Origin of the sequence: Caballeronia udeis (assembly GCF_001544555.2) — a bacterium.
Taxonomy (GTDB): Bacteria; Pseudomonadota; Gammaproteobacteria; order Burkholderiales; family Burkholderiaceae; genus Caballeronia; species Caballeronia udeis.
In genome coordinates this window covers 18517-35599 of record NZ_FCOK02000070.1, presented here as the reverse complement: position 1 = coordinate 35599, position 17083 = coordinate 18517, and the positions used below count along the sequence as shown (strand labels likewise).

At 61.6% G+C, this 17083-nt stretch carries 12 protein-coding genes and 1 pseudogene; 5 read left to right on the top strand and 8 right to left on the bottom strand.

From position 1 onward, the window contains the following. Positions 1-14: 14 nt before the first annotated feature. The 5 genes from AWB69_RS34655 to AWB69_RS34635 all read right to left on the bottom strand — a co-directional run bounded on the left by AWB69_RS34655 (position 15) and on the right by AWB69_RS34635 (position 5374). Positions 15-845 (bottom strand): ABC transporter ATP-binding protein, encoded by an 831-nt coding sequence (locus AWB69_RS34655; protein ID WP_082913716.1) that lies wholly within the window; start codon positions 843-845, stop codon positions 15-17. Beyond that, positions 842-1582 (bottom strand): ABC transporter permease, encoded by a 741-nt coding sequence (locus AWB69_RS34650; RefSeq protein WP_231937325.1) that lies wholly within the window; start codon positions 1580-1582, stop codon positions 842-844. The genes AWB69_RS34655 and AWB69_RS34650 overlap by 4 nt, the downstream gene beginning before the upstream one ends. A gap of 153 nt (positions 1583-1735) precedes the next feature. Then, positions 1736-3019: a Rieske 2Fe-2S domain-containing protein gene (locus AWB69_RS34645; RefSeq protein WP_062091308.1), complete on the bottom strand. Its 1284-nt coding sequence runs from the start codon at positions 3017-3019 to the stop codon at positions 1736-1738. A gap of 66 nt (positions 3020-3085) precedes the next feature. Beyond that, the gene (locus tag AWB69_RS34640; RefSeq protein ID WP_062091307.1) at positions 3086-4573 is read right to left on the bottom strand and encodes an MmgE/PrpD family protein; all 1488 of its coding nucleotides are present in this window, start codon (positions 4571-4573) and stop codon (positions 3086-3088) included. After that, positions 4574-5374: an HpcH/HpaI aldolase family protein gene (locus AWB69_RS34635; protein WP_062091306.1), complete on the bottom strand. Its 801-nt coding sequence runs from the start codon at positions 5372-5374 to the stop codon at positions 4574-4576. A 274-nt stretch (positions 5375-5648) separates the two neighbouring features. Here AWB69_RS34635 and AWB69_RS34630 point away from each other — a divergent pair, with 274 nt between their 5' ends. Further along, the gene (locus tag AWB69_RS34630) at positions 5649-6356 is read left to right on the top strand and encodes an HpcH/HpaI aldolase family protein (protein ID WP_062091305.1); all 708 of its coding nucleotides are present in this window, start codon (positions 5649-5651) and stop codon (positions 6354-6356) included. A gap of 235 nt (positions 6357-6591) precedes the next feature. Continuing rightward, positions 6592-7608 carry a LysR substrate-binding domain-containing protein gene (locus AWB69_RS34625; RefSeq protein ID WP_063977970.1) on the top strand — a complete coding sequence of 339 codons (1017 nt, stop codon included), beginning with the start codon at positions 6592-6594 and terminating at the stop codon, positions 7606-7608. 464 nt (positions 7609-8072) lie between these two features. On the opposite strand, the gene AWB69_RS48155 is transcribed toward AWB69_RS34625, so the two are convergent. The 3 genes from AWB69_RS48155 to AWB69_RS34615 all read right to left on the bottom strand — a co-directional run bounded on the left by AWB69_RS48155 (position 8073) and on the right by AWB69_RS34615 (position 11739). Beyond that, positions 8073-8219 carry a hypothetical protein gene (locus tag AWB69_RS48155; RefSeq protein WP_156529062.1) on the bottom strand — a complete coding sequence of 49 codons (147 nt, stop codon included), beginning with the start codon at positions 8217-8219 and terminating at the stop codon, positions 8073-8075. Between the two features lie 562 nt (positions 8220-8781). After that, entirely contained in the window at positions 8782-10008 is a 1227-nt protein-coding gene (andAa, locus tag AWB69_RS34620) for an anthranilate 1,2-dioxygenase system ferredoxin--NAD(+) reductase (protein ID WP_062091304.1), read from the bottom strand. 675 nt (positions 10009-10683) lie between these two features. Further along, on the bottom strand, positions 10684-11739 hold the full coding sequence (locus AWB69_RS34615) for an NAD(P)-dependent alcohol dehydrogenase (RefSeq protein ID WP_062091323.1): 1056 nt from the start codon (positions 11737-11739) through the stop codon (positions 10684-10686). A gap of 767 nt (positions 11740-12506) precedes the next feature. On the opposite strand from AWB69_RS34615, the gene AWB69_RS34610 reads away from it, so the two are divergent. From AWB69_RS34610 to AWB69_RS34600, 3 genes and pseudogenes are all read left to right on the top strand, one after another. Then, on the top strand, positions 12507-13631 hold the full coding sequence (locus AWB69_RS34610) for a PLP-dependent cysteine synthase family protein (RefSeq protein ID WP_062091303.1): 1125 nt from the start codon (positions 12507-12509) through the stop codon (positions 13629-13631). 273 nt (positions 13632-13904) lie between these two features. Next, positions 13905-14726 (top strand): annotated as a pseudogene (locus AWB69_RS34605) (isocitrate lyase/PEP mutase family protein). A 459-nt stretch (positions 14727-15185) separates the two neighbouring features. Continuing rightward, a complete protein-coding gene (locus AWB69_RS34600) occupies positions 15186-17066 on the top strand; it encodes an ABC transporter ATP-binding protein (RefSeq protein WP_062091302.1) in 1881 nt (626 codons plus the stop codon). Positions 17067-17083: the final 17 nt, after the last annotated feature.

Below are 17083 nucleotides of genomic sequence, written 5' to 3'. Positions count from 1 at the left end.
GGCGCTGCGAAGCCTCATCGTTGACGTGCTTTTTCCACTTCCTCGCGCAGATGTCCCCATATCTCGTAGACGATTTCGCCGTAACGCCGGTCATGGCGAAGCTCGACCACATTGCGGGGACGCTGCAGCGGCACTTCGATAATCTTCTTGATTCGGCCTGGCTGCGCCGTCATCACGATGATCTGGTCACCGAGCGTGACGGCTTCGTCCACGCTGTGCGTGATGAACACCACGGTCTTGCGGTGCACCTCCCAGATCCGCAGGAGCTCTTCCTGCAAGATGGTCTTGTTCTGCTCGTCGAGCGCCGAAAAGGGTTCATCCATCAGGAGGATCTCGGCGTCGTTCGCGAACGCTCGGGCGATCGACACTCGCTGGCGCATGCCGCCGGAAAGCTGGTGGGGATACATGTGGGAGAACCGCGTGAGCCCGGTCTGCTCCAGAAAATGGCCGACCGTATTCCGTATCTGCGTTTTATGGACTCGGCGCATCTTCAGGCCATAAGCGGCGTTGTCCCACACTGTCATCCAAGGGAAGATGGAGTCGCCCTGGAACACGACAGAGTTTCCCGGCACGCCCGGCATCGGATTACGCACCGACAAACTTCCAGCGGTGGCCGTATCGAGACCCGCGAGGATCCGAAGCAGGGTCGTCTTGCCGCAACCGCTTGGACCCACCACGCAACAGAACTTGCCATCGGCGATGTCGAAACTCACATCGTCCAGCACGGTCATGCCGTCATAGCGGCGCGTGAGGCCATCGACCCGGATCTTGACCGGCGGGCTCGTTATCTCGCACGGGTCTTCCGCTTCGTTTCGTACAGCATTCAAAGACAACACATGCTTCATTTAGAAGCCCCTTTCCAAGGCACGACGCGGCGCTCGAGTTCGTTGAAAAGAACGGTCAGCAAATAGCCGATCAGCGAGACCACGAACAAGCCGACATACATCTGCTCCACGTCGAAAGTCTCCCAGGCGCTCCAGATCATGTAGCCGAGTCCAGTTTTCGCGCCCATCATCTCGGCGATGGAAATCAGGATCAGGCCGAGCCCCGCGCCAAGCTTCGCGCCGGTCATGATGAAAGGCAGCGCTCCGGGCAGCGCGACCGTGCGAAAGATATCCCAGCGGCTCGCGTTGAAATTGCGTCCGACATCAAAATAGATCGGGCTGATCTCGCGCACGCCGCTGGTGGTATTGATGGCGATGGGATAGAAGGCGCCAATCGCCACCATCACCACCTTGGACGACTCCCCCAGCCCGAAGATCAGTAGGATCAGCGGCAGGATCGCGCTCTTCGGAATCGGATAGGTGGCGGCGATCAGTGGATCGAAGATCAGCCGCAGCGGGCGGTAGACGCCCATCAGGATACCCACGGCCAAGCCCGGCAAGCCGCCCAGTACGAAGCCGAGCAGCAGGCGCTGCAGCGTCGCCTTCGTATTGACGAGCAGCTCGCCTGAACGCATTGAGGAGACCATCGCCTTTGCGACATTGCTTGGGGCCGGAAAGAACCGCACGTCGATCCAGCCAAGCCGCGCGGCGAGCTCCCAGATCGCGAGCAAGGCAAGCGGCACGAGCAGACCCATCATCCGGTCGCGTGCCGACAACGTGTTCCGGCGTGAACGGATTGTCGTTGCTGGCGCTTTGGGCGGGGCGGAAATACCGTCCTGAAAGGCTGTCATATTGTTCTCCTGGAAACCGATTGCCTCGATTCCGACGTCGCTCCCGACCGCCCACTACCACTATACGGCAACGTGCGCTTCGCCTTCTCGGACCCTGACTGCATCCTCGATTGTCGCGCGGAAATTGCCCTCAACAGGCAACACGAAAGATGCCGAGCGCAACCGTTGCTGTTCGGGCGTGAGACCGGGCACCGGGCTTTGCTGCTGCGCCGCCTTGATGGCCTCGGCAAGGCGCTGCCGGGCCAGAATGATGGCGTTGTCGGTAGACACCAGATTCTCGACTGTCCGATCGGCAATGGCACCCATGCTCTCCTGCAACGACGCATCCTGGATGGCGATTCCGGCAATGCCGCTGTAATGCCTCCCGGACTTCTGGGCCTCGCGGTTCATCAGGTAGTCGTTGTCGCGATTGGCTACCGGACGGAATGTACCGGGGATCAGGTCCACGTGCACCCCGCGTCCGCTGGTCATCGCCGAGACTTCTTCCTCCGAGAGCGGCCGCACGGGATGGAACGTCATGCTCCATGCCGTGCAGTTTTCATCGTCAATCGGCACCCAGGCGTGGCCGTTCAGCGCGTGGCCGCCGCCATAGGGTGGAATCAGTGTGTACCACGGCATAATCCATTGTGTGATGCGCCAATAATTGAAGCCGGGATCCGCATCGCGTCGCGCGCCGATGATCAGCCCACCGCCGGACTCGACCACGTCGAACGTGGTGTTGGTCGAGCGGGAGTATTTTGCGCCGGCCGTGTCGCGGTGCAAGGGATCGGTGTCGAGCTCGCCGCGGTGCAAGAACGAGACGTGGCTTGAATCGATCCCACCCTCCATCGCCTGCAGATAGTTCGTTTCCTGGATCCGCTTGGACAGGAAGCGATGCGATGCCGGCAAGCCGACCCATTCAAACGATGGGGGCGGCGGCTGTAGTTCGGGCGGCCCCATGTAGGTCCAGATAACCCCGCCCATCTCGATGCACGGATATGACGTCAGTTTGATTTTCTTGCAGTAGCCGCTCTCCGCCGGCTCAGATGGCACCTCCGTGCATTGACCGTCGGTGTCGTACTTCCAGCCGTGATAGGGACAGCGAATGCCGGTTTCCTCGTTGCGGCCGAACCATAGCGACACCCCGCGGTGAGCACAGAATTCGCTGATCAAGCCGATCTTGCCGCTGGTATCTCGAAAGGCGAGCAGCTTCTCCGAAAGCAACGGCACCCGGACCGGCGCGCAATCCGGCTCCGGCAATTCCTCGGCGAGCAGCGCCGGGATCCAATAGCGGCGAAAGGTTTCGCCCATTGGCGTACCAGGGCCTGTGCGAGTCAGCAGGCGATTTTGTTCTGCGGTAGTCATCGGTCAACTCCTTTGCGATTCGTTTCAGACTGTAAGCAGGCGCGCGTTAGGCAACGCGCGCGCGTCTCATTCGGCGGCGAGCGGTACGTCGACCTGAGCGGGAGCATCGAATGCAAGCAGTTCCATCAGGCTGGTGAGATCGGGCATCCGGTCGAGTGACAGCATTGCATCACCCAGGCGTTGGGCGTGGCTCTTGCCAATTAAGGGTGCCGCGTTTTCGCTCAACTTGGCAAGCAGGTCGCTGTCCGAGAACGGATTGTCGGGATGTCCGGGGAATGGACGCGGCGCGCCGTGAAAGATCTGGCCGTCGAGCGTCTCCATTTCCACCCGGGACAGGTAGCCGGCCGCGGCCCGCGCAAGCTTGCCACCCGCCAGCGTGCCGAGTTCCGGCGCCGAACTGACCTTGATCTTGTCTTTCAGGAACTTGCGCCGCAGCGGGTCCAATACGGTGCCGAGATTGAAGCTGTCGACGTGCACATAGCCATCTATCGCTGCTGCTGCGACGATATAGGGCAGCGAGTGATCCGCCGTCTCACGCGAAATTGGCTCCCATGGCGCCGTGCGGATCTGCACGAGATGTTCATAGGCGCCTTCCTCGGCAAAGACCCGGATCTCTTTGAGACGGTCGATATCGCCGATCTGCGCGCGCGCATCGAGCGTCGCCTGGATCGCGCTCTGTGCTACGGATCCGACAGGCCAGCGCTTCATCATGGCTTGGCCGATGCGGGCAAGCGGCCGTTCGGTAACGAGCACCTCGCGCAACACCGCAAGTGGATCCCAAGTGTTTTGCATCTTCTTCACGAAGCCGCACTTGCCGACGAACGGGCGAATCGCGCCTTCGACGCCCACGGATGCCAGTAAGCAAGCCTGCAGCGCATTGCGCACCGCATCGCTGCCGTTGAAGCGCTTCCACATTGTCAGGTCGCCTCGCGCGTTGAGTTCACCCGACTCGATTTCATCGCTGGCGAAGTGCGGGACCACTGTCATCGCCAGCGCTTCGCGCGTTTGCGATTCATCAAGCTTGAGCACGGTCGCGATCGCAGCGGTCGCGCCGATCGCGGTCAGATTCGTATAGTCCCAGCCACCGGGCGCGGTGGAAAACGCGTCGAACGCGGCGCCGACCAGTTCATAACCGACCGCAAGCGCCGACAAAAGCTCCGCACCCGATGCGCCGGCCCACTCCGCCGCCGCGATCACGCCGCCGACCATGTCGCTCGGATGCCCGCTGTTGCGCTTGCCGACCATGAAGTCGTTATAGTCATAGCAGCGCAGCAGGACCCCATTGGTTAGCGAGGCGAGTTCGGGACTCGTGCGTTGCTTCGTACCCCAGATCAAGGCGCTACCGGTCGCGCCGGCGAAGCGATAGGCGTGCTGCCTTGCCTTTTGGGCGGCCGGATGGCGCAGTGCGCCGACCGACACCGCCATGGCGTCGATCAGCACGCACTTGGCCGCACGCTCGGTATGCGCATTGAGTTGCTTCGATACACCGACGACATACGAGGCGATCAATTCAGCGATTTCGTCGCGGAATGCTTCATTCGGGCGCGAGCTCATTTATGCGTAACCTCTTTGCTTGGTGCCTTGAACGGCTGAGTCACCGAACGCGGCGGTAATTTCTTTATCCATCGCGGACGGAATCAGCGACGAATCCTTGGCGAACGTGACGAACCGAAAGCCCTTGTCGGCGAACTTGCGCGCCGCGCGGCCCGAGCCGCATTGAATACCCGCGACAATTCCATGCTTCTGGCAGGCCTGCAGGACGCGCTCCACCGCCGCGACGTGCTCCGGCTCCTCCTTGTCGAGGTTAGGCGGCAAACCGAGGCCGAGCGCGAGGTCTGCGGGACCGACATAGATGCCGTCGAGACCCGGCGTGCTTGCGATCTCGTCGATGCGTTCCACCGCATCGCGAGTCTCCACCATGACGAAACACAGCATGCTGTCGCCGACCACCGCGACATCGCGTGAATCCAGGACCATGGAGGCGCGTACTGGCCCGAACGAGCGGGCGCCTGCTGGCGCATAGCGGCATGCGGCCACCGCTGCTGCCGCCTCGCTGCGGTTGTTAACCATCGGCACCACCACGCCTTGCGCACCCGCATCGAGCGCCTTGCCGATCATCCAATTTTCATTCGCAGGAACTCGGGTCAACGGCACCACGCCGCGGCCTTCGATGGCGCGCAGCATGCCTACCATGTCCGAATAATCGACCAGCCCATGCTGCTGGTCGATGCACACATATCCCACGCCCGGAACGCACATCAATTCGGCAGCAAATGCGCACGGCAACGCCGCCCACGCACCGAATACCGTCTCGCCGCGAGCCCATCTCTTTCTCAACTCGATTGCCGTTGTCACCTTACAGTCCTCCTGTCTCTTGTCCCGATGGATCGGGCTCCCGCGGCATGCTGGCATTGCTATTCCGACAGACCGTAGGCAAACCATACGTCCGCCATAAATGCCCTTCCAATACTGAATTGCGCCTGCTCTTATAGGACAAAGCTATAAGAATCCCGGCATCACATTCCCCTTTCACTAGTGATTCCGCGCTTGTGGTTCGAAATATGAAGGCATATCCTCACGCCGTTCGAACGGGAAACGGGTCCGATTAACACCGTACTTGGGATGAGAAATGATTTCGACTTTGAAGAAGCGCCTAGCGCAAGGTGGCAGTGTCGTGATGCTGAACCCTAGCCATGTCTCGATGACCCTGACCGAGACGCTGGCGAATGCGGGAGCCGATCTGATCTTCGTGGACTGCGAAAGCGGAACGGCGAGTTACGAGCAATTGCAGCAGATGGCCAAGGGTGCACGGCTCAGCGGCGGACGGACGATTGCGCGGCCGCAAAATCAGGAGCACTCAATGCTCGCGCGCTGTCTGCACTGCGGCGCGGACGGCTTGATGGTGCCGCTCGTGAATACAGCGCAACAGGCCCGCGAGGTAGTCGCGACGGTGCGCTACAACTGCCCGGACAAGGAAATTGCCGAGAAGCTGATCATCGTCATGATCGAGACCACCGAGGCCGTGCACAACCTCGACGAGATCCTCGCCGTGGAAGGCATCGACGTCTTCTTTATCGGCCCCGGTGACCTCTCGATCACGATGGGCTATTCACCGCGCGTGCCGCCCGGGGGCACGCGCCCTCAACCGGTACTGGACATGGTCGAGTGGGTCATTGCCCGCATCCATGCGGCGGGCAAGGTTGCGGGTACGCTGGTGACGAAGCGCGACATCACTCACTACGCCGCGCTCGGTACGCAATTGCTCTACTACCACGTGGATCCCTTACTGGCTGAAAGCCTGCAGGTGATGCGTGAACTGGCCACGATCGATAAGTGACGATGGGGCGAGTGTGCAACATGCGTTTCCCGCTTTCGAAAGGCGGTGATTGTTACCTGAGGACATGACCGGAGCAGTGCTGGTGTCGTTAGGCCACTGAAATTCAGACCACTCGATGTCAAGGGTGACCGAATTCTCTTCGCCGCGAGCTCACTCACGCCTGGTCCACCGGCCGGCCCACGCGGCTCGACGCTTGACGACGTGGAATGGGGACTGACTGCTTAAAAGGCGAACCATGGAACTCCGGCATTTCCGCTACTTCATCGCTGTTGCTGAGGAGTTGAGCTTCACCAAAGCGGCACGGCGATTGCACATCAGCCAACCACCGCTGAGCCAGCATGTGCAGGAGATTGAACGCGAACTCGGTGCGCTTTTATTTCGGCGCAATCGCAGTCACGTAGCCTTGACAGATACCGGCCGCCTCTTTCTCGAGGAGGCGCGCTCGGTGGTTCAGCAGGCTTCGCATGCGGTCGATATGGCCAAGCGCGCGGGGCGGGGCGAAGTCGGCGTGCTGCGGATCGGCTTTACCGCCACGGCGCCGTTCACCCACGTGTTTTCGGCCGCGATTCGCGCGTTCCGCCGCGAATCGCCGGGAGTGCGGCTGAATTTGGAGTATTCAATGACCGAGCCGGTGATCGACGCGTTGCGCAGCAGCGAACTCGACGTCGGCTTCGTGCGGCCCATGGCCAACTCGCTGCCAGATGACATCGAGACGATCCTGGTAATGACCGACAAATTGATGGTAGTGCTGCATGCCGACCATCCGCTCGCTGCATCAAAACAACCCATACCCATCGAGATGCTTGCTAAGGAACCGTTCGTGTTGCGCGCGAGCGGCGCTCATTCGGGTTACTACGAGCAGATCTATCAATGCTGCACGCAGGCCGGCTTCTTTCCACAGATCTCCCAGGAGGCGAAGGAAGCGGCGACCATTCTCGGCCTTGTTGCCGCTGGGCTCGGCGTGACGATCCTGCCCGCGTCGCTGAGCGCAATTGCCGTCAGTGGCGTGGCATGGCGCGACTTGCAAAGCCAATCGGAAGCAACGAGTCAGGTGCTGCTCGCGTTCAACGCCCGGGAGAACGATACCGCGCAGCGCGCGGCTTTCATTCGGCTCGTGCAGGACGAGGTCGGTCGATCCGATCATTGCGCGACCGGACTGCATCCTTCGCAGGCACGGAACACGCAAAACGGCTGCTCGCTCGACTTCGCGAGCCATGCCCCGTCGGGTTCACGCATCTGTCACTGTGGATGAGCGGCCTCTTACGAAGCGGCTGGCAATCAGCTGTGACAACCAGGCTAACGGGATAGCGCGCTCAAATGCGCCGTGCGCGAGGCGAAATGAAAAGGCAGCGGTGGGCCCGACGATGTCATGGGCGACCTAGCCGCGCAGGAAATGATTGTACCGGGGACTAGCTGGTGAAAGGTCGCGGTCGACCGAGTGCTCGGGAGCGGCGTCCTGTGGCACCCATAATTCATATCACCCGCCAGCGGAACGGCACCATGCTAACCGCGTTGCTCGACGAGACGAACCTTGTGCGGCGCGAGAAATCACGTTAGGCCGGGGACAGATGCTCGATCGTACAGTCCGTGCGCACGCTGCACCGCGTGAGCCGAAGTGATGAACGAGCGTCGTCCTTGCGACGTCGGCTTCAGCCGTTTGTAGTGAGTCGCCCGCGTAGGATTTACAAGGCCGGGCGCTGCAGTCGTGGAACCATTTCAGTCACACTCGAGCGCTCGAGGCTGAATCTCGCTCACCAGCGTGTTGTGGCCAATCTCGCCCAAGGCATCGGGCATGGTCAGCAAGCCGTATTGCACGCATTTGCCAGTCTCGTCCGCAAAACAGGAGCGCTGCAAATTGGGCATGCGCCGGATCAGGAACCTGGTACTTTAAGTACGCTGGTACGATCCGCCCGATGATCCGCCAACATGGCGGGAATCCATGATGAGCGACACATTCTGCCAGCCGATCGAACTGACGACCAATCGCGCGAAGGTATCGAGTCCGGTCGCTCGAACGAGCCGGGCCGACTTCAGGCGTTAGTCAGGAGATGCTGTGCGCCGCCAACATCGGCTACGCATAGCCTAAATGCTGTTCGTGCAACTTCCTGGCGAACGGCATGCCGATGCGCTCGCGCATCACGCCCGCAATCACCTGTGCCTGTTTCGACGTGCAAAGCATCGATGGCGTCGGCAACTACACGCGATGGACCAGTTAGGCGCGGGATCACGACAGATCACCCGCCGGAACGCCGCTATTGAATACGTGGCACGCTGATGACGGCGTGCCACGTCGCGACCGGCGAGCTCGACGCGCGGGCGGGCAGAGTTGTGAGGCATCACTTCGGAGCGCTAACAGCGACTTCCACATCGCTAAATTTTACGCGACCAACACAGCAGTCTAACAATGCCATCGACAGCTGTGTCGCTACGCAACTGCGAGCATGGTACGTAGCGCAATCGCGGGGTCTGCAAGGCGCGCAACATCGAGCGCTTTTCCCGCCACCATAAGCCTGCGCAACACGCTAATGTCGCGCCCGCAGTTTACCGCCGCCACGGCTTCAAGTTTACCATCCAAGCCGAGCCCCAACAGGCAGAAAGTGCCGCTCGCCGGATCGCCACGCATGACAGTGTTCAGATGCGGGGCAAAGAGGCCAAGCGTCTGCACGTTGCAATCGTAATGGTCCGACCAGAGCCACGGCACTTCGTCGTAGCTTTGCTTGCCGCCAAGCATGTTCGCTGCAGCGACCGCCGGCTGATTTTCCGCCACCTGCCACGACTCGACGCGCACGTGCCGGCCGAGCCTTACGTTGAAGTGATTCGTGACCTCGCCCGCGGCGAATATCAGGGGATCGGCGGTTCGGCATTCCAAGTCCACCACGACGCCGTTCTCGACGGCAAGTCCCGCGGCTTGCGCGAGTTCACTGTTTGGCAGCACGCCGATGCCGACCACCACTACATCCGCGGGCACCTCGCCGCGATCCGTATCAACGACAGCGCCTCCCGCCGCAACGCGTATGCCCGCTGGTGTGACGCCGAGGCGCATGTCCACGCCGCGGCCCGCATGCAGCGCCAACAGATAGGCGCCGATCGCTTCCGGCATCGAGCGCCGCAGCAGGCGGCCGGCCGGTTCCAGCAACGTCACCGCGCAACCGCGCATGATTGCGGATGCCGCCACTTCCAGCCCGATGAAACCGCCGCCGAGTACCGCTACTCGCTTACCAGGCAGGAGCGCGTCGCGAAGCCCGCGCGCGTCCGCAACCGTCCTAACGTAATGCACCTGAACGCCCTCCTCCACGGGTCCGGCGAAGCGGCGCACCCGTGAGCCCGTCGCGATCAGAAGGCGCTCGTAGGCGATGCTCGCTCCGTCGGCGAGACGCACCTGTCGAGCCGCTCTGTCGATTTCCGCGACGCGCGTTCCCAGTAGCATCTCGATGCGCTGCTCCCGGTACCAATCGGCATTGCGGATAAATGCGCGCTGCTCGCCTTCGTGGCTGAGCAGCGCATCCTTTGAGAGCACGGGCCGGTCGTAGGGCAGATCCGGCTCCTCACCGACCATCAGGATGCGAACATCCGTCGCCTTCTGCCTCAGCGTCTCCGCGGCGCGCCGCGCCGCGTGTCCCGCGCCGACTATCACATACGGTTCATTCGACATGAATTTTCACCTGCTCTCGACGAGGCGGACCGGATACGCGCACACTGGTTCGGTAATCAGCGCGCTGCTCGCGCAAGCGAAGGTCCACGCTATGGCGTCGGAAAAGAAGAGTTCGCACGCTGACGGCGGATCCTAGCACGCATCGCTTGCCTGACAAACCCAAACAATGCAAATGACTGCCGCTCAGAGGACTGCCGCTCAGAGGCTCTGTGTCACGACGTCAGGTCTGTTGGGTAAGATCCCACGATGAAGAATGCAAAATCTCTTTATCAACTGGTTGCGGGTTTCGATCGGGCTCGGCGCAGCGCGGTTGGACGAGTTCTTGGGATGGGAAGAAATGACGGGGGCAAAGCGCGCGATGCGATGATGTGTGCGGTTGTGCGAAGGTTCCGGCATGACAGGGTCGAGCGGGATCGCGACGCGCGGCGCCGGCGATGAGGGGAAGATCTCGGGCGTATGATCAGCTTCGGCAGTAGTGCCGAAGGTTGTCGGGTAGCTGGGCGCGGTCACCCGCGTCCAGCCCCCTCAGAACCGTGCATGGGTCTTTCGATCCACACGGCTCAAGCCTCTGCAAAGGCATCTTTCGACACCCGGTTTCACAACTGTATTTCCGGCCGGGTATCAAACCGGTTATCGTTTCAGTCGATCGCGGACGAAACCCATACCAGCAAAGGACTACGCGCTGAGTGTAGCCATGTCGATCACGAAGCGATATTTGACATCGCTTTTGACCATGCGCTCGTACGCCTTGTCGATCTCGTCCATCCGGATCATCTCGATGTCCGACGTGATGCCATGCTTGCCGCAGAAATCGAGCATTTCCTGCGTTTCCGCGATTCCGCCGATCAATGAACCTGCCAGCGCACGACGCTTGAAAATGAGGTTGCCGACTGACGGCGACGGATGGGCATGCTCCGGTACGCCGACCAGCGTCATGGTTCCGTCGCGCTTGAGCAGCGCGGTGAACTGGTCGAGGTCATGGGAGGCCGCGACGGTGTTGAGAATGAAATCGAACGAGTTGACGTGTTGCGCCATCTGTTCCGGATCTTTCGAAATCACGACCTCGTGTGCGCCAAGCCGCTTCGCGTCCTCAATCTTGCTGGCCGACGTGGTGAACAACACCACGTGCGCACCGAACGCAGCGGCGAGCTTCACGCCCATATGACCGAGCCCGCCCAGCCCGACAATCCCGACCTTCTGCCCGGCCTTGACGTTCCAGTGACGCAGCGGCGAGTAAGTGGTGATCCCCGCGCATAACAACGGCGCCACGGCGGCGAGGTCAAGGTTCTCGGGAACACGCAGCGTGAAGGCTTCGTCCACTACGATCGACTTGGAGTAGCCGCCATAGGTCACGCCGCCCGTGTGTTTGTCGGGCGCATTGTAGGTGCCGATAAAACCGCTGCCCTCGCAATACTGCTCGAGACCTTCCTGGCAAGACGGGCAAGTCCGGCACGAATCCACCATGCAGCCGACACCCGCCAGCGTGCCTACCTTGAACTTCGTGACTTCAGATCCGACCTCAGTCACCCGGCCGACAATTTCGTGCCCCGGCACGTTCGGGTACACCGTACCCGCCCATTCGCCGCGCGCGGTGTGCAGGTCCGAATGGCACACGCCGCAATAGAGGATCTCGATGCGGACATCGTGCGGACCGGTATCGCGGCGATCGAAGGCGAAAGGAGCAAACGGCGCATCGGCGGAATGCGCTGCATAGCCATAGGTCTTGTACATGGTGTGGTCCTTGAAATTGTTCGTGTGTTTGTTGCTTGTTCGTCGCTGGTTCATCGATACCGGTCCGCGCTGTCCGTTCAAAACCGCGCACATCCGCGTGGGCAGACAACCCTGGCCTGTGTCACAACGGCCGGATCGACAGGCGAAAAACTGTGGAGAAGGCTTCTTTGGGCTTGACGACGTCTGGAACCGCGCCAGGCATGATCCAACTTTGCTTGTATCGACATTACCCGGTTGTGCGGTTGCACAATCAGAGACGCAATTGCGTGCACGCTGCCGGACTTCGTTTCCAGGTCTGAATCTGAATCCGGATGCCCGGAACATCCGGGCGCCCCTTCGCGGAACAGTATGCGAATTCCGGATGAACCGCTCAATGGAAATATTGCGATTTCACAATTCCAATTAATGGAATGTCGTGTTGCAGCAATTCGGGGATTGGTATCGGGGAGTTATTTGCAGAGGCGATACGCCCTGCTCGCGCATCGCTTGATCGTGATCAAACCGGACATGCGCCATCATGCATTGGATCAATGCGACGCAACGCCATCCCGACTGACTTCCCGTGACGCCTTCATGACCGTTAGCCAAGCCCTTGTAATTGTGAAAACCGGGTTGCCACTCTCGTGTACGATGGCTTCACATCGGGCCCCGGCCAAGCCAGGCGTGACAGACAACGCCATGCCGCGAGCACGGTGCAATAACCCGCGCGCATGAGCCGGTGTTGCGCGTCAATCTGCTGTTTTAGCCGTCACTGGGTGGGGATTTCCATGCCACGTTCCAACTGGACCCGTGAAGCGATTCGCAAGATTGAAGCCGACTTCAACCGTTGCGCCGATACCCACCTGATTCCGCTCGACCTGCCCGGCTATCCGGCTATCCGTTTCTATTTCAAGGACGAATCCAGCCATCCGACCGGCAGCCTGAAACATCGGCTGGCGCGATCCTTGTTTCTCTATGCGCTTTGCAATGGCTGGCTGCGCGAGCAAAGCACGATTGTGGAAGCGTCCAGCGGATCGACCGCCATTTCCGAAGCGTACTTCGCGAGACTGCTCGGCCTGCCCTTCGTCGCGGTGATTCCGGCGGGTACCTCCCGGATGAAGATCGAGGCCATCGAGTTCTACGGCGGGCGTTGCCATCTGGTCCCCAACCCCGCGGGCATTTACGCCGAATCGCACCGGCTCGCGGCGGAAACCGGCGGTCATTTCATGGACCAGTTCACCTACGCCGAACGTGCGACCGACTGGCGGGCCAACAACAATATCGCCGAGTCGATCTTCAAGCAGATGGACGACGAGGAGTACCCCGTACCGACGTGGCTCGTGTCCAGCGGCGGCACCGGCGGCACGATCGCCACGTTGGGCCGCTACGTAGCGTACCGGCGGCATACCGCGCGCATTCTTTGCACCGATCCCGAGAATTCGGTATTTTTCGATTACTTCAAAAGCACGCTGGCGGGCACGCGGGACATTGGCCTGACGCTTGATGTCGGATCGAGGATTGAAGGCATCGGCCGTCCGCGTGTTGAACGCTCCTTTATTCCGACATGTATCGACGCCATGCTCAAGGTCCCCGACGCGTTGTCCTTTGCCGCCATGCGCTATCTGGCCGGACGCTTCGGGCGCCGCGTCGGCGGCTCGACAGGGACCAATTTTGTCGGTGTGCTGTATCTGGCCGAGCGCATGAAGCAGGCGGGCAAACACGGATCCATCGTCAGCCTGCTGTGCGATAGCGGGGACCGTTATAGCAACACCTACTATGACGACGCCTGGTACCAGGCGCAGGGAATTCCGGTCGCGCAGCCCGATGCGCTGATTGCTCGCGCGGTAGCGGGCGAAGCAGTGCTGACCCAGCAAAGCGTGCCGGGGATGGAGGCAGCGGGAGTGGGGATTTAAAGCGCCGTCCTGAAGCGCGGTCCGCTTGGGGGCGCTTGGGGGCGCTTGGGGGCGCTTGAGATCGCGCATGAGCGTAACGAGCAGCCACCTGAATCTGACGCGCCCATATGAGACTGCGTATCAACGTTTTTACGTTCGTAACCATGTCCGCGCTGATGCGGTCCGCGGTAGATGAATCAGGAAGTTATCCGCACCCAAGGCTGCATGAGCGGACACATGTGCGGACTCGCATTTGCAACCCCGATTTATTCGCCCACACACGATGAGGTTCCGATGACCCGTACTGTCGCCGAAAAACGCGCGGCCTTCCGCGCGCTTCACCAGCAAGGCTGTTTCGTGTTGCCCAACCCGTGAGATGCAGGCAGCGCGCGGATGCTGCAGCATCTCGGTTTCGCCGCGCTGGCATCGACCAGTTCAGGCTTCGCGTGGTCCACAGGCCGCCCCGACTACGCGGTGACCTGCTCCGACGCCCTGCAGCATCTCGGAGCCCTCTGCGAGGCTGTGGACCTGCCCGTCAACGCCGATTTCGAGTCAGGCTTCGCTTCCGACCCGGCCACGCTCGCGGCCAACGTCAGCCTCGCGATCCAGACGGGCGTGGCGGGCTTGTCGATTGAAGATCGCGACGTGGAAGCGCCGTTCGGACTCTACGACACCGCTCTTGCAGTGGAACGCGTGCGCGCGGCCCGCGCGGCGATTGACCGGTCCGGCGATGACGTCATCCTGGTCGCACGCACCGAAGGCCTGCTTAGCGATCCGGGCGCGCTCAGCCAGTCCATCGATAAACTCGTGGCTTTCGCGGCCGAAGGCGCCGACTGTTTGTATGCGCCGGGCGTGGTCGATAAGGCCGATATCGCCGTCATGGTTCGCGCGGTGGCGCCCAAGCCGCTCAACGTACTGATGATGCGGCCCGGCTTGAGCGTCGCCGAACTGGAGGACCTGGGCGTGCGTCGGATCAGTGTTGGCGGAGGGTTGGCGCGGGTTGCGTGGCAGGCCATGCTGACGGCCGCCGAACACATGAAGGCCGGTTCTTTCGATGGCCTAGCGGGCGCCGCGTCGGGCAAGCAACTGAACGATATTTTCGGCGGATTCGCCTGAGCCTGAGGGCCCGGCGCAACCGCGGTCATTTCGTTAATGTCCCTGCAGCGCAGGGACATTCAACCATCTCGATCGATCGTGCCGCGGTCATGCAGGGGCCATGTCGCGGTCGCTCGTACTGTATCGGCTCGACAACATGTGCGTGGCCCAAAGCGGCCGAAAGGGGTTGGCAAGCTCCATAAGTGCCTGATAATATTTATACGTGGATGGCCACCCGGTCCCACGTCACTCAAGCTTCATTTCTCAAAGGGAGGCGAAAAGATGCTCACATTCGATTGCGCCGTCCCTTACTCGATGCGCCGGCCAGTTTAGGTCGCCATCCGCGTGGGCATAGCAGCCTGCGCCATTTCCAGACAGCCCGTTATCAGTTCGCCCGCACATGCAGGCGCGCTCTTGCTGTCTCTCCCATTTTCTCTCGACCGGATAGCTTCGGGCGCTTGGCGCTACGGGCTGTGGCAAATGGCTTATACGAAAAAATTCGACTTCGGCGGACGGGCGTTCAAGGACGTTCTCGGCTTCACTGTCGTTCACTGGGGCAAACAACCGTGGCGCATCGTCGCCATTGTTGCGCTCGCGCTGCTGTCGGCACTGGCTGACGTCCTCACGCCGCTCTACGCAGGCCGGCTTGTGGATGCACTCGCCGCCGGCGCGGCCGGCAAGGAGCTGGCATGGCGCGCGGCAACCACCGCGTTCAGTATCCTGGCTTGTCTCGGGCTGGCCGGCACGCTGCTGCGTCAGCTCGTTTTCATGAACATCATTGTGCTGACGCTCAAGATGATGAGCGAGATTGCCGCCAACGCGTTTCATCGCGTGCAACGGTTTTCCGCTGACTGGCACGGCAACAGTTTCGCCGGTTCTACCGTGCGCAAGATCACGCGCGGCATGTGGGCGCTCGACCTGCTCAATGACACGCTGCTCATCGCCCTGCTCCCGTCGCTGGTCATGCTGGTCGGCGCAACCGTGCTGCTCGGCATGCACTGGGCCGTGATGGGGGTGGTCGTGGGCCTCGGGTCGCTGCTCTATATTGCGGTGACGGTCGGCCTGTCGCTTGGTTTTGTTGCGCCGGCCGCTCGCCTGGGCAACGCTTGGGACACCCGCATGGGCGGGGCGCTGGCAGACGCGGTGAGCTGCAACACGGTCGTCAAGGCCTTCGGTGCGGAAACGCGCGAGGAGGCGCGGCTTGCCCGCGTGATCGGCAAGTGGCGTCACCGCACGCGACGCACCTGGGCACGCGGCACGATCAACGGCGGTGTGCAGGGCGGCATGCTGGTGGTCATGCAAGCGGCAATCCTGGGTGCTGCCCTGTTGCTGTGGGAAGCCGACAAGGCCAGCGTGGGCGATATCACGTTCACGCTGACCATGTTCTTCATGCTGCAGGGTTATCTGCGCGAAGTCGGAATGCATGTGCGCAATCTGCAGCGCTCGGTCAACGACATGGAAGAGCTCGTATCGCTTGAAGGTCAGCCCCTGGGCGTGGAAGACAAGCCCGATGCCGGCCCTATCGCGATCCGTGAAGGCGAGATCCGCTTCGAGCACGTGACCTTCAGCTACGACGGCCACGCGAAGCCGCTCTATGACGACTTCTCCGTGCGGATTGCGCCGGGAGAGCGTGTCGGGTTGATCGGTCACTCGGGGTCCGGCAAGACGACGCTGATCAAGCTTATCCAGCGGCTGTACGACATCTCGGGCGGCAGGATCATGATCGACGGGCAGAACATTGCCGATGTCGCCCAGGCGTCGCTGCGCGGTCAGATCGCGATCGTCCAGCAAGAGCCGGTGCTGTTCCACCGCTCGCTTGCGGAGAACATTGCGTACGCCCGGCCGGGCGCCACCCGCGCGGAAATCGAGCGGGCCGCAAGGCAGGCCAGCGCCCACGATTTCATCGCGGCGCTGCCTCAGGGTTATGAAACGCTCGTGGGTGAGCGCGGCATCAAGTTGTCGGGTGGCGAGCGCCAGCGTGTGGCGATTGCCCGGGCGTTCCTCGCGGATGCGCCCATCCTGATCCTGGACGAAGCAACGTCGAGCCTCGACAGCGAGAGCGAAGTGCTGATCCAGCAGGCAATGGAGCGGCTGATGGTCGGCCGCACCACCGTGGTGGTCGCCCACCGGCTTTCCACCGTGCGGGCGCTCGACAGGCTGCTGGTGCTCGACAAAGGCAGGATTGCCGAGGAAGGCAGCCACGAGAAGCTGATCCAGCTCGACAACGGCTTGTACCGGCGTTTGTTCGAACGGCAGGCGCTCGGCTTGACGACCGATCGTGCCGCGCCGGAAAAGACTGCGCGGGCGAGCAGCCGGCCAAGCGGTTATGCCGACGATCCCTCGTTGAGCACCAGCACGTGATGCAACGGCCGGGGTAG

Coding starts and splice junctions, on each gene's coding strand:
- AWB69_RS34655 (WP_082913716.1), bottom strand. CDS start 845: ATGAAGCATGTGTTGTCTTTGAATGCTGTACGAAACGAAGCGGAAGAC.
- AWB69_RS34650 (WP_231937325.1), bottom strand. CDS start 1,582: ATGATGGGTCTGCTCGTGCCGCTTGCCTTGCTCGCGATCTGGGAGCTC.
- AWB69_RS34645 (WP_062091308.1), bottom strand. CDS start 3,019: ATGACTACCGCAGAACAAAATCGCCTGCTGACTCGCACAGGCCCTGGT.
- AWB69_RS34640 (WP_062091307.1), bottom strand. CDS start 4,573: ATGAGCTCGCGCCCGAATGAAGCATTCCGCGACGAAATCGCTGAATTG.
- AWB69_RS34630 (WP_062091305.1), top strand. CDS start 5,649: ATGATTTCGACTTTGAAGAAGCGCCTAGCGCAAGGTGGCAGTGTCGTG.
- AWB69_RS34625 (WP_063977970.1), top strand. CDS start 6,592: ATGGAACTCCGGCATTTCCGCTACTTCATCGCTGTTGCTGAGGAGTTG.
- AWB69_RS48155 (WP_156529062.1), bottom strand. CDS start 8,219: ATGCCCAATTTGCAGCGCTCCTGTTTTGCGGACGAGACTGGCAAATGC.
- andAa (WP_062091304.1), bottom strand. CDS start 10,008: ATGTCGAATGAACCGTATGTGATAGTCGGCGCGGGACACGCGGCGCGG.
- AWB69_RS34615 (WP_062091323.1), bottom strand. CDS start 11,739: ATGTACAAGACCTATGGCTATGCAGCGCATTCCGCCGATGCGCCGTTT.
- AWB69_RS34610 (WP_062091303.1), top strand. CDS start 12,507: ATGCCACGTTCCAACTGGACCCGTGAAGCGATTCGCAAGATTGAAGCC.
- AWB69_RS34600 (WP_062091302.1), top strand. CDS start 15,186: ATGGCTTATACGAAAAAATTCGACTTCGGCGGACGGGCGTTCAAGGAC.